This window comes from Oceanobacillus sp. CF4.6, from assembly GCF_051262635.1.
Classification (GTDB): domain Bacteria; phylum Bacillota; class Bacilli; order Bacillales; family Amphibacillaceae; genus Oceanobacillus.
This window is the reverse complement of sequence record NZ_JBIMEX010000012.1, coordinates 46463-59592: the sequence shown is the minus strand read 5'-3', so window position 1 is coordinate 59592 and position 13130 is coordinate 46463. Positions and strand designations below refer to the sequence as shown.

The 13130-nt window shown below is 35.9% G+C and carries 11 protein-coding genes and 3 pseudogenes; 9 read left to right on the top strand and 5 right to left on the bottom strand.

Features of this window, described 5'->3' with window-relative positions; genetic code table 11:
* Nucleotides 1-8: 8 nt before the first annotated feature.
* Entirely contained in the window at nucleotides 9-671 is a 663-nt protein-coding gene (gene rnhA, locus ACHABU_RS16345; RefSeq protein ID WP_435766004.1) for a ribonuclease H, read from the bottom strand.
* A gap of 1063 nt (nucleotides 672-1734) precedes the next feature.
* On the opposite strand from rnhA, the gene ACHABU_RS16340 reads away from it, so the two are divergent.
* The 3 genes from ACHABU_RS16340 (at nucleotide 1735) to ACHABU_RS16330 (ending at nucleotide 4345) form a co-directional block, all read left to right on the top strand.
* Nucleotides 1735-2586: an AraC family transcriptional regulator gene (locus ACHABU_RS16340; RefSeq protein ID WP_435766003.1), complete on the top strand. Its 852-nt coding sequence runs from the start codon at nucleotides 1735-1737 to the stop codon at nucleotides 2584-2586.
* 255 nt (nucleotides 2587-2841) lie between these two features.
* On the top strand, nucleotides 2842-3267 hold the full coding sequence (locus tag ACHABU_RS16335) for a MaoC family dehydratase (RefSeq protein ID WP_435766002.1): 426 nt from the start codon (nucleotides 2842-2844) through the stop codon (nucleotides 3265-3267).
* A 535-nt stretch (nucleotides 3268-3802) separates the two neighbouring features.
* A complete protein-coding gene (locus ACHABU_RS16330; protein ID WP_435766001.1) occupies nucleotides 3803-4345 on the top strand; it encodes a 2'-5' RNA ligase family protein in 543 nt (180 codons plus the stop codon).
* A 367-nt stretch (nucleotides 4346-4712) separates the two neighbouring features.
* On the opposite strand, the gene ACHABU_RS16325 is transcribed toward ACHABU_RS16330, so the two are convergent.
* Both ACHABU_RS16325 and ACHABU_RS16320 read right to left on the bottom strand, forming a co-directional pair.
* Nucleotides 4713-5234, bottom strand: coding sequence for a LysM peptidoglycan-binding domain-containing protein (locus ACHABU_RS16325; RefSeq protein WP_435766000.1), 522 nt, complete (start codon nucleotides 5232-5234; stop codon nucleotides 4713-4715).
* Nucleotides 5235-5870: 636 nt separating this feature from the next.
* Nucleotides 5871-6212: a winged helix-turn-helix transcriptional regulator gene (locus tag ACHABU_RS16320; RefSeq protein WP_435765999.1), complete on the bottom strand. Its 342-nt coding sequence runs from the start codon at nucleotides 6210-6212 to the stop codon at nucleotides 5871-5873.
* Nucleotides 6213-6367: 155 nt separating this feature from the next.
* On the opposite strand from ACHABU_RS16320, the gene ACHABU_RS16315 reads away from it, so the two are divergent.
* From ACHABU_RS16315 to ACHABU_RS16300, 4 genes and pseudogenes are all read left to right on the top strand, one after another.
* Nucleotides 6368-7303, top strand: a complete 936-nt coding sequence (locus tag ACHABU_RS16315; RefSeq protein WP_435765998.1) for a zinc-binding dehydrogenase — start codon at nucleotides 6368-6370, stop codon at nucleotides 7301-7303.
* A 664-nt stretch (nucleotides 7304-7967) separates the two neighbouring features.
* Nucleotides 7968-8318: pseudogene (locus tag ACHABU_RS16310) on the top strand (reverse transcriptase domain-containing protein); the annotation flags it as partial.
* A gap of 5 nt (nucleotides 8319-8323) precedes the next feature.
* Nucleotides 8324-8674, top strand: a pseudogene (locus ACHABU_RS16305) (MFS transporter); the annotation flags it as partial.
* Between the two features lie 243 nt (nucleotides 8675-8917).
* Nucleotides 8918-9465, top strand: a pseudogene (locus tag ACHABU_RS16300) (GNAT family N-acetyltransferase).
* Nucleotides 9466-9818: 353 nt separating this feature from the next.
* Here the strand turns inward: ACHABU_RS16300 and ACHABU_RS16295 are convergent.
* On the bottom strand, nucleotides 9819-10220 hold the full coding sequence (locus ACHABU_RS16295; protein WP_435765997.1) for a hypothetical protein: 402 nt from the start codon (nucleotides 10218-10220) through the stop codon (nucleotides 9819-9821).
* A gap of 976 nt (nucleotides 10221-11196) precedes the next feature.
* On the opposite strand from ACHABU_RS16295, the gene ACHABU_RS16290 reads away from it, so the two are divergent.
* Nucleotides 11197-11775 (top strand): hypothetical protein, encoded by a 579-nt coding sequence (locus tag ACHABU_RS16290; RefSeq protein WP_435765996.1) that lies wholly within the window; start codon nucleotides 11197-11199, stop codon nucleotides 11773-11775.
* A 124-nt stretch (nucleotides 11776-11899) separates the two neighbouring features.
* Nucleotides 11900-12166 carry a hypothetical protein gene (locus tag ACHABU_RS16285; RefSeq protein ID WP_435765995.1) on the top strand — a complete coding sequence of 89 codons (267 nt, stop codon included), beginning with the start codon at nucleotides 11900-11902 and terminating at the stop codon, nucleotides 12164-12166.
* Nucleotides 12167-12308: 142 nt separating this feature from the next.
* Here ACHABU_RS16285 and ACHABU_RS16280 read toward each other — a convergent pair whose 3' ends face one another.
* Nucleotides 12309-12944, bottom strand: a complete 636-nt coding sequence (locus ACHABU_RS16280; protein ID WP_435765994.1) for a LysE family translocator — start codon at nucleotides 12942-12944, stop codon at nucleotides 12309-12311.
* Nucleotides 12945-13130 lie beyond the last annotated feature (186 nt).

Sequence of the window (13130 nt, the reverse complement as noted above, 5' to 3'; positions counted from 1 at the left end):
GCAACGATTTACTTTCTCCCATAATCAGCTTTAATTTCACCCCATTTTTTCGTTTCCCACTTAAGGACTTTATTTTCATATGTATGATGGTGAAGCCAGTGGTGGGCGCGGTCAATTAATTCCCAAATTTCAGCGGTAGATTCATCTCTTTTAAGTGTTGTCGACACAGCCTTTTTCTTTACCCATAGCATGGCATTTCGGGAATCCGTGTAAACGGTTTTATTACTACCTATCTTATTCAAGTAAGCCAATGCATGCACAATTGCAAGAAATTCCCCTAAATTGTTCGTGCCCTTACTGATTGGTCCGTAAGAAAAGATCACTTCTCCTGTTCGTGTATCGACACCTTGATATTCAACTGGACCAGGATTCCCGTGGGTTCCAACGTCAACGGAAATGCTGTTATAATCGATTTCATCGGAGGTTACATCACTTGGTCTACTTGCAGTCGTTTTTCTATTCGATTGACCTTTCGTAGCTTTTTGTGTCTTTCCCTTACCCCAATGATGTTGCCAGCCTTCACGATAGGCTTTCTCCGCCTGTTCCTGACTTTCAAAGGATTTGAATTTTGCTTGATCAAAGTGATTCGTCTGTGCTTGACAGTCTGCCCAGCTCGAATAAATACCGGGTTTTCTACCAACCCAGACAACATAATATTTTTTCTTCGCCATTGTATTACTCCTCGCACGTTAATTATCATATAATCAATTATAACATTTAAGATTACTATTATCATTTTAGGCGAGAAGACTCCATTCTCAACGAGTAATGTGGAGATGAATCGCCTTCTGACAAGGAATGGCTTCAGATACTCGATTGTTGCACTATTCGAGTAAAACTTGTAATGGATAAGAGGAAAAGTGAGATTACAGATACTAACGGGTTCTGTTACTTATCGTAAACATTAAATATGAAACATAAATTGACTACTTAATTACATACCAATTTGTAGTCAATTTTTTATTGATATAAAGTCATTTCAGTGATTTTCTAGGGTGAATTGTACACTTATTTGTCGGGGGCAATATGCAATAGCTGATGTATGGTTATATTTTTGATGTACATTTTGTATGCAAATCCTGATCCATTAAATAAGATAAATGATTCCTTTTCCTTGGTTATACAAGGTATTCTGAATATTTATGTTAAAATAAATATAGAGATTGTGAAGAAATTTACTTAAACTAAAGAGGCAGGTTAGTGCAAGAAAGGAATAGACAGATAGCGAATTAGTAAAACCTATTTTAATAAGATAACGGGGGATGGATGTGAAAAGTCCAAAAATGATAGTGACAATATTTTGTTTGTTTCTTGTAATTATAGGATGTCTATCTATTTATTTCTTTGTTGAAAGAAGTGAAAGGTCGATATTAGCCTTGTTGTTAGCAGCATCTGTGATGTTAATTCGACAAGTGATGTTTAAAGTAATTAGTACTAAAGTTAAATAAACCAATTGTGCTAACTGGTACGAGACTTAAACAAGGCAATCATAGCTTGATTGTCTTTTCCTTTTTGAATAATATTAGGAATATTATGTTAACATTAAATAAAATACTGTTAATCTAACTTGGCAGGTTAGCTAAAGAGTGCGGTCTGATTATCTTTTCAACAATGGACCAGATTGTTGAATAAAAGCACCGTCTAAGCTATCTCAAAAATACTGTCCGAGAAAAGCACAGAAAGACAGGATTCACAGGTGATGCCCTGTTAGGATTTAAATAAGGAGTGAGTGACATGACATGGGTTGAATCATTACAGGCGGCAATAGACTACATGGAAGATCATTTACTAGATGACCTATCAATGAAAAGTATTGCTCAACATGTAAATTTTTCAGTATTTCACTTTCAGCGTACATTTGCGATACTGACCGATATATCTGTGGGTGATTATGTCAGACGCCGTCGCCTGACATTAGCTGCCCATGAGTTAACGAAATCAAACACAAAGGTTATTGATCTTGCCTACAAGTATGGCTACGAAACCCCCGAGGCTTTTTCAAAGGCGTTCCGTAGACAACATGGTGTATCCCCAACAGAAGCACGAAAGTATACGGGAAAGTTAAAATCTTATAATCGCCTGGTGGTCCAGGTGAATTTGAAAGGAGCAGACCCCATGAATTACAAAATTGTCGAGCGTGATGCATTTAAGGTTGCAGGTGTTAAGCGAGAATTTTCATTGATCAATGAACAGAATCAGGTGGGTATTCCAAAAATGTGGGATGACGTACATGCAGATGGAACCAACGATTTATTATTTAAGTTAAACAATGGTCCGATCAAAGGGGTGTTGGGGGTATGTGTCGATAAAAGCTCCAAAGCCATTGATTATTGGATCGGTACAGCGTATGAGGGCAATATCTCTGATGGATTATCTGTTTTAGAGATTCCCGCATCCAAATGGGCTGTGTTCGAAGTTCGGGGACCAATGCCAGACGCAATGCAAAAGGTGTGGAAACAAATCTTTTCAGAATGGTTTCCCTCAAGTAGTTATGAGCATGCAGGAACACCAGAGTTAGAGGTTTATTCAGATGAAGATCCCTCTTGCCCAGATTTATATTCAGAAATTTGGATTCCTATAAAATAGGAAGCTATACAAGCAGTGGATTACGTTGTGAAATCCACTGCTTCAAGAAATATATTTTAATCCGCAAAAGGACACGATTCTTTAATAAAAGTCTCTTCTTCATCTTCAACTCTATGGTGCATTAGCGAGAGAAGTAATATGAGGTAAATGGCATGTTAGTTTACAAGAAAAAAATATTATTAGTACCAACTCTTAATAACAGATGTTAAAATAGATTAAGTTCTAGTGTTAACTAATAATTAAGAGGTGTTTTGTATGAAGTTAGATGAATTTACAATTGGAGATGTGTTCGAAACTAAATCACATAAATTAACAAAAGAAGATATTGTGAGGTTTGCAGGTGAATTTGACCCCCAATATATGCATTTGGATGAGGAAAAAGCAAATCAGGGAAGATTTAATGGAATCATTGCTTCTGGAATACATACACTGGCTATTTCATTTAAGTTATGGGTTGAAGATGGTAGGTACGGTGCGGATGTTATTGCTGGAACAAAAATGAATAATATTAAATTTATAAAGCCAGTGTATCCTGATGATGAATTACATATCATTGTTGAGGTTATTAATAAAAAAGCATTAAAGAATGAAACGGGTCTCATTACGGTATTGTTATCTACTTTTAATGATAATGAAGAAAAAGTTTTTGAGGGTGACTTAACCGTATTGATAAAGCGATGAAGTTAATATGCAAATTTTCTTATTCAACTATGTGGTGCTTTTCTTGAAAAAGGAACAGCACCCTTATTACGTTAATGTCGCAGGTTAGTTGAGATAGCTAGATAATAAAGGTTATTCAGGAGGTGGGGATATATTCTGGTTAACATACGGAGTAACACCTGTAATCATTATCGTCATCATTAATTTAATATTATATAAATTTGTTAACAAGCTAAAATACTTATTTTCTATATTTCCTGTTCTTTTAACGCTGTATTTTTTCATAAGGTTTCTGGACAGTCCTCATAGTCTAGAAGGTGCTTATGAGTTTATTTGGGGAACGACTTCTTTTGGTGTCGGCGTTATTAGTTTTGTTTTCACTAAACTGCTAGAGAAAATCTTATTCAATTAAATGGTGCAAAAGTTCAACAAAGGCGGTCATCTAAACGATCGTCTCTTTTTTTAAATAATGTTTTTTGAATATTATGGTATTATGAAGAAGGAGTTATTTAACTATCGGAGCAGGATTGTTAAATAAAGATTAGGGGGTAGTAAAATGGAGAGTTTTAAAAATCATACATATATAGTATTGGATTTACCAAAGAAAATTGCTGATAAAGTAAAGAAAATAAGGTCTGAATATAGTTATACAATGTCTTTTCCCGTCGAAATAACGGTTGCTGGTTCAAGTGGAATAGGGGTATTACAGTATGAACAAAACCCGAGTAATGTTTATACAACTGTTAAAGATATAGCATCACGAACAAAGCCGATTAAAGGTATATTCGGAGAAGTCAGCAGCTTTCCAAGTACGGATGTTTTCTTTTTCACATTACAAGATGAAAGTTCTATTCGAGACTTTCAGGAAGAGCTTGTAAAATCGAATATTAAATTTTTAGAAAATCCATTTCCTTATAAGCCACATTGCACGTTATGTAATAACTCATCTCTAGCAAATATAGAAACTCAAGAGTTATTGTCAAAGGAAATTAGCGAGGAGTTCATTCTTGATACGGTGTCAGTTTATTCTCTGGAAAGAAAACCAAATGATAATATAGATGTTAGTTTGCTTGAAAGGGTTAACTTGTCTGGAAAATAGTAATTGTCTTCTTCAACAAACATGGTGTGAAAGTAAAACAAGATGATTATCAAACGTTCATCCTGTTCTTTAATAAATGTTGTTTGAATTTTATGGTAATATAAAGATGGAGTTCTAAAGGTGTGGGAAAAGAAGTGAATTTTTAATAACGGAGGAAGAAAATACCATATAAGAAAAAAATAATTCCTAATCCTACATTTACTTTTCCAATAAGAGAGAATTTCTCCATATTTTATGCCTTTTTATGATTTAGGTCTTGAAAATGAAATAACCAACAATAGATGGGTAATTTCCCCACAACAACACGAACACCCAACTATGATAGTGGGGTGAATGCTTGTTATCATATATCTTTAAATTACTTAAGTTAATCTAAAATATGTACTTGCAATTCTTTTACACCGAACTGTAAAGCTTGATCCAAATCTGCAATATATACATCTAATCGCCCATCTGTAATCGCGCTCCCGCGATCTTCACAAGTATATGTTTGACCTAAGTTTGGAATATGTACTGTAGTTCCAAATGAAATTGATGACGGACAAGCTATCGTTTGACCTTCCTTTACTGTGGTACCTGATGCGGTAATACCGTAAGCTGGATCGCCTGGTCGTTTCCCGGTTGACTCATATCCCGCTGTAAACGCAGTAACTGTAAACTGTTGTCCGTTTCCATCCGGTATCGTTATCATTTGTCCAGGAAAAATGATATCCGGATTTTCTATATAAGGATTCGAAGCGAGTAACGTATCGATGTCAACATTATGATTCTTAGAAATTTTTAATAAAACATCCCCTGATTGAACTGTATACTTTGCATGAGCAGAAGCTGAATCAGGTAACAGGAACAGTCCAACTGTAAATAAAGTTACTAGAATAATATATTTCATAAAAAAAAGCCCTCCAAATTTATTTAGTTTTAAAAGTCTTGCATTATATAATTCGGAAATCTATCTGACTTATTAGGGATGTAATAGAATTGTAAATTACTTGTAATATGAATAAAATGGCTTTTTGTATTGTACAAAGGAAAGGATGCCAATTAGTTGCAGTATGATGATTTGCTTCGCTAGGGGGTTGCTTTGTCACGAGGCTTTAACCTTGGGATTTCTCCTAGTTTCCTGTCAGTTACCAGCATCTTGCCACTTACCCGAAGAATTGTGAAAGAATATACTAAAGTAACTGGTCCTTTAACACAATAAGGAGATCGTCGATTTGGTAGCCTATCTTGTGCTAACTGGCAGGTTAGTGCAACAAGAGGAAAAATTTGTTAAGAAGACGTTGAAATACTATTATAAAGAATCGTGTGGTGAAATTTTTTTCGATTCTAAATATTAAAATCAAATACTAGGAAAAAGATTGTTAACAATTAAATCTTAATAGACTAGTGTATTAATAAGAATAAATTAATTAATTATTATTAAACTAAAGAACGTTTATTTGAGAGAATTTCTCACTTTATATTTATGTAAAATAAGTATTAAAACTGGGCAATTAAGTAAAAGCCGAACGTAAAAGTTCATCTCTTATTTAATTGCTTTTATAATCTGTCTTTGCCGTTTACGGAGTGCATGTTTTGTACCACACTCATGCATAGAAACCAAAATTGGTTCTAATTCTTTTCCATATTTAGTGATTGAATAATCAACCTTTGGTGGGACTTGTGCATAAACAACTCGATTAATAATATCTTCTACTTCCAACTCTCGTAAATTTTCCGTTAACATTTTCTTTGTAATCTCAGGAATACTACGTTTTAGTTCACTAAATCTCAACGTACCGTCTTTCAATAAATGCAATAAAATAAGAGGTTTCCTCTTTCCAACTAATATACCTAATGCATCTTCTACCTTACATAGTTCTGGCACCTTTCCCCTATAACGCCTCCAATAGTATCTTTTTGTAAACTATACCACTTTAAAGTGCGTACTTACAAAAGGAGTTTAAGCAGTTTGTAATAATGGTGCAAGGGAATTTAAATGTTTGAGTTAACAATCTTAAAAAATAAGGGAAGGTGTAAGAAATGAAAGCATGGCAATTAATAGGAGCTAACAATCCTCTCACATTAAATGAAGTCGATCCACCAACTGCTGGCCCAGGTCAAGTCGTTATTGACGTTAAAGCCGCTGGAATTTGCCACAGCGATGTCGGCTACCTCGACGGAACTCTCACTCACTATGTTGGATACATGCCGCTAACTCTCGGCCATGAGATTGCGGGAACCATAGCTAGTCTGGGCGAGGGGGTTACTGGGTTCTCGGTAGGACAGCGGGTAGTAGCCGCGGGGAATGAGAACGGACCCGGTACCCGATACCATGGCGGTTTTGCCTCGCAGGTGATGGTCCCTGCTGAACTGCTTGTGCCATTGCCTGACGAAGTGTCCTGGGATCAGGCAGCTACTGCCACTGATGCTGGAATGACTTCGATGCACGCGTTAAATCTGGGTGGAGTCCGTAAAGGAACTAAGGTCGGAATCATAGGTGCTGGTGGTCTAGGATCTCTCGCGATTCAGTTCGCGCTGGGAATGGGTGCCGAGGTCTTCGTGGCCGAAATTAATGAGAAGGCCCATGACAATATCCGCAAATATGGCAATCTTGAGATCGCCACATCCATCACCGAATTCGCAGACAGGGACCTTGAGGTCATCGTTGACTATGCAGGATTTGGCACCACGACCGCCGAGGCTATTGAGGCCATTGGTATGGGCGGGACAGTGATACAAGTCGGTCTAGGTCGTGAAAAAGCGAACATCTCCGCACAGAGCGTGGTCTTAAAGAAATTGCGCTACCTGGGATCTCTCGGCGGAACCACGGAAGACGTCGCGAACGTGCTTAACTTGATAGCCGAGGGCAAAGTAAAGTCTAACGTCACTACCATTTCGTTCGATCAGATCGGAGATACCGTGGAAAAACTGGCTCAGGGAGAGATCACTGGAAGAGCTGTCGCACTTCTCGACTGATGAGACATTCCTAGAACTGAGCTATCTGTTCTAGTTCTATTAAACAACATTTTTGGATAGAACAGTAACCGAATATAAATATTATGAGGAGAGCCTTTTGGTTCTCCTCATTTTTGTGCGCCCGGCATGGGTGCAATCTTTAGGGTGAGAGTCCCGACCCACGAAGGCAGAAGTAGTGGTTAGCTTAACGCAAGGGTGTACGTGGCGACGCGGAATCTGAAGGAAGCGTGCGGCAAACTTCCGGTCCGAGGAACACGAACTTCATATAAGGCTAGGTATCATTGGATGAGTTTGCAAAACAAAACAAAGTCCTTTCTGCCAAAGGTGATACAGAGTAAATGAAGCGGATAGATGGAAGGAAAGATTGCATCCTTACCCGGGGAGATCTGATGGAAATGTGAAGTACCCTTCATAACCTGCTTAGTGATAAGCAGCTGAACCATCAGAAGTCAGCAGAAGTCATAGTACGAATCGGTCTAGAACGATTCGGAAGGACGGAACAACGAAGAGAGAATAGCCCTTTGCATTCAGTGAGTCATGATGAACACAGAAAACGCAGTACCTCACTAGAGGGAGGAGACGGTGAATCCCGTTGGGGACCTTTAGGAGGGTGGAGTGACTGCTGGCATAAGAAGATAAGCTATTCACGGAAGGAAGAATAACGATGCTTTTGAATCAAATTCTATCACGGGAGAATATGCTCCTCGCACTCAAACGAGTCGAACGGAATAAAGGAAGCCACGGAGTAGACATGATGCCCGTACAAAACCTGCGTCAGCACATGGTCGAAAACTGGTCATCCATTAAAGAGAGTATTCTCCAGGGTTCCTATGAACCAATGCCTGTCCGCAGGGTCGAAATCCCGAAACCTGATGGCGGCATCCGGCTGCTAGGTATCCCAACCGTGACAGACCGTTTAATTCAACAAGCGATAGCCCAAGTCCTGTCGAGGATATACGACCCAACGTTCTCTGAACACAGTTATGGGTTCCGCCCGAATCGGAGTGCCCATGATTTAGCGGGCTAACCTACATTGCACTATGCTTTAATTATAGTATCCCTTTAGCAATTTCAACAGAAACTATTGCGGGTATAGTAATGGCTATTTTTAGCATCCATAATACAACTATTATTCAAAAAGCTGTACCCAATGACCTAATGGGGAAAGTGTTTTCAGTTCGTTTGCTAATTATAAGGGGCGTCATGCCGTTAGGAGTGCTTGTTGGTGGTGTGTTAAGTGAAGTGTTTGGTGTCAGACCATTGTACCTTTTAATTGGTCTATTGATTAGTGGAGTTTCCTTAGTAGGAATATGTTTACCATATTTTAAATTTATTGATGAAAAAAGTAGTCTAGAAAAAATGGTTTCTTGAGAGAGACACATATTTATTTATAAAGAGTGTTTGTGAAAAAATGTACTTAAAGTAACTGGTGCGAGAGTTTAACAGGGCAATCAGAATTTGATTGTCTTTTCTTTTGCTAATAATGTTAGGAATATTATGTCAATGTTAAATAAGAGGCTGTTGATCTATTTGGCAGAAGAGTTGAATAGGAAAAAATAAGGATGTTCTATAGAAAGAAGTATTGATTCGATATTAATAAATGGGAGATTTCTTATGGTGTACGATGATCTAAATAAAACAATATTTACGGATAGACTTGTACTAAGACTGTTTCAGAAATCTGATGCAGAAGCTGTTACTAAACTATGTAATAATTATAATATTTTTAAAAGTACATTGTATCTACCATATCCATACTCTATAAAAGATGCTTTAATGTGGATTGAACGTCATCTTGATAATTTTAATGCCAACAAATCATATGAATTCGCAATAACTGATAAGGAAACAGAGGAAATATATGGAGCTATAGCCTTAACGAACAACCAAAGATTTAATCAAGGGGAAATTGCCTATTGGATTGGTGAAGAGTACTGGGGAAAGGGTTACGCTACGGAAGCATCACAAGCTATATTATAATTTGCATTTGATGAAAAAAATACCATAAAGTGTTTGCACGTTACTTTAGTTCAAATCCAGCCTCTGGTAGGGTTTTGCAAAAAATAGGTATGGAAAAATAAGGAATATTAATAGACCACATAAGAAAAGAAGAAAAATATGAAAATCTCGTTTATTATGGAATCATTAATCCAAAAGGGTAGTATTTGCGAAGTGTTTTTTCAAATACATAGAAATTTCCCTTATTGAGTTAACCTGGTGCGCTTGTAAAAGAGGGAATTGCATCCTTTTTCAATTAAAGCAGCAGTTTATTATAAAAAGGGGATCTCCTTTTTATTTCATCAATATGTGATTCTCTTTATAATAGCTTTATTTTTGTTATTAAAAATAAACATAGTAAGTACAACATAATCTTGTAAGACATACAAAATTAATCAACATAATTGATCAATGACTTTGAGATTTCCAATTATTGGCTCTATTCCATATTAAAAGACAGCATAAAGCTGCCTTTTAATCACTATTATAGTACCTACCACCAGTGTCCTCCACCATATCAATACCCAGGGTAATAAGGGTAATAAGGGTAATAATATGGGTAAGGGAATAAACTTCTAAATAAACGGAATGGGAAACGTTGGCGACGGAAACGACGAAACCTTCTTCTGCGAGGACGACCATAATCATCATAATCATTATAATCATCAAAATCAAAGCCAAATTGTCTGGCTACCCCTTCTTCATTCTGCCTTACTTGTTCTGCATCAACCTCTTCAGGAACTAACATGGTTACGCCATCATCGTCCATACTTTCGATAATACCATCAAATTGTGATCCATCACCCATTTGTGCTATAACATGGTAGTTCATATACCGTCGGCAGGTTGCTTTTATATCGTGATCCATAGGTTGATAAGTTCCTTGAAATTGATGATGCATTGGATTGTTGTTATCCATTAGAACATCTCTCCTTTCTTTATATCCTAATGATATTCACCTAGCTTGGGCAATGATTGGGCAATGGTGTGGTGTTCTTGAAAAACGTATGCCAGATTAATACAGTTACACTAATTTGGATACTTAATCATATCTATACAGATGAGAGTTTTTTCAAAAAGGAGATGATTTCTTGTATCCGTATTATTACTACAGAGTCAACAACTGGTCGCATGTTTTAAATTTGTTACAACAAAGCTTGTATGCCGAAGAAATGGAATGTGTTATGAGTAGTGAGCTTTTCCATATACCAGAATATATAAAGGGGTGAGTACAATTTAAAAAACTTTTGCTTTAATTATTATCATTGGATTGATTGTTATAAGCTTATTTGTTTTTAAACAATTTCATTCAGAACCACCTACACCGAAAGTAACAGCAGGGGATATTAAAATTCCAACTACACAAGGTTTCGTATTGTTGGGATGGACTGTTTTCGGCTCAGTGCGTAGATAAGGTTTATACAAGTCCGTTAGAGTTTTTTAACTATCGACGCAGGATTATTCAATTAGCAAAAGTTATATTTTATAAAGTTAAAATATATTAACAGATAAAGGGAAGGTGTAATTTTGAGGAGATTTAGTTTATTTTTATTGCTCTTGGTTAACGTTTTTTACATAGTAAGTTTCCATACTGGTTATGAAACTTCTATAACTTTAAACAGTCTTTGGGTTGTCTTTTTTATCATCAGTTTGTGCTTAGCCGTTTTTTATTTATTTCGATCATGGAAAACCCCTTTTTTATTAATTGCGGTTTTTGTTACAAGCATTAGTTCTTTAGGAACTTATGGTTTCCTATATTACTTAACTAACTTTATGGGATAAGGATATTAAACAAACTGGTGCTATCTTATTAGGAAGGTGTCACTTATGTTGTGGTGTAAATAAGGGGTTCTATGTTGTTGAATGAAATTAGATTATTGTTAAGGAGGTCGAGAATGAAAAGGTTCCTAAGAATAGCCTTAGCAGTTATCATATTCATAGTTTTAATTATTGGGGTTAAGATGTCCGACTTTGAACTTGGAAAATACGATGATTTTCAAGAAGCAATTGAAAAAGGTATCCCTTATGAAGTCAATACTATAATCCACACGGAACAGTATAATGGTGTAACAATTGTGATGTACACTACTCAACCTGATAAAGATGAACTACCTTTTGCAAATTATGAAGCACTTGCAGTTGCTTTCTTTAAAGGTAATGACGATAAAGGATGGGAAAACATTGGTTATCACGGATGGGACCATTACGAGAATGACAACATGACTGTTTATACTGAATCTTTACGTGAACATGATAATAAAGGTAATGTACTCCATGAATTCTATGTGGTGTTCGGTGAGTTAAATAATGCTGAAATTGAAAAAGTGGAGACGAGAACTAAGCAAGATAAAGCATTTGAAGAAGCAGAAATTATTATGAAGCAAGGTAGACGATATTACCTTCAAATTGGTAGGGAAACAATTGTTAGAGGTTTATCTAAAAATGGAGAAGTAATCGATAGACAAGGTGGTTAATGTAGGTTTGTGAAGCAATATACTTAAAGTAACTGGTGCGTTAGCTTAAGTACCTTGAATTCACTGTTCCACAATCGGGCCATATTGTTGAACAAGATTATTGTTTTAAGGGGAGGTTGCAATCTTGAATAAGAAAAAAGCAAAAAATATATTGGGAGTTTTATCAATATTAACTGTGGTAATAAGCATCATCTTTTTCTTTATAACAAGAGGACCTAATTCAAGTTTGACTTTGGCTATAAGTGTCTTTACCGTGCTTTCTGTACTTGGAATTATTTTTGCTATAACATCTAAAAAACTGTGGTTTATTGTAATAGGAATTATACTGAATAGCGCAGTGTTAGTATTTGCTTATTTTCTGTTGATTGCACTAGCAATTGGTGGACCATAAAATTTAGTGAGGTAACGACGAGTGATTGTTTCATAAGGCGTCTCTGTTTCTTCTTCACTTATAGGGTGCATTCCTTAGTAAGGATTTGCACCCTATTTTAATAATTGCGTCTTATGGTAAAGGAAAAATGTCTACAAATAAATTACACATATGTAATAAGTTGGGTTATAAACTCATATCCAAAATAAACACTAAATCCAAATAGAATGATTGCAGCCACGATCGCAGCCCATTTTAACAACGTCTTGTTTAAAAATCTTCTTGAAAAGTGAATAATACTCATTAATCCTATATCGTGGGTTAATATTCCAAGTAAAATCCCTAGTGCTACTATTATAAAATGTGCTTGGTTCTCTCCGTTAATCGAGGATATCAATAATGGACCGAATATCCCAATCCAAAATACTATATTTCCTGGTGAGACTGCCATTAAAAAGCCTGAAGTGTAAGCTTTTGCTAATGATTTTTTTGGGGTGGTCCCACTAAAATCAACGTTATTTTTCGATTCCTTTAAACTGTCAATCCCAATAACTAATAAAAATATACTTCCTATGAACCACATAATAAGTTCAACCATTGGATGAGCTAAGTAATATGAAAACCCAAAGTAAACCAATGTAATTAATGCTAAGTCTATTGTCATACCACCCAATCCTACAAACCATCCACTTAAAAAACCTTTTCTCAATGCTTGATTAACCATTTGTACAGTCATTGCTCCAGGGGTTAGAGATAATACTAAACCTAATAAAAAATATGTAAAGAAAGCTGTTATCATTGTTTGTACTCCTTTGCAAAAAAATCACTAACAAGTCTAATTATAATTGAAAATGTATATTTATGAAGTACAAATGCTTATTTCATTAACTGGTGCACTTTTGTAATAAGAATTGTTCTTTATATTAAGCTTTCAAAATATCCATTCTACTTTAAAGGAAATATTAAAAGTTAATAAGGAGAAAAT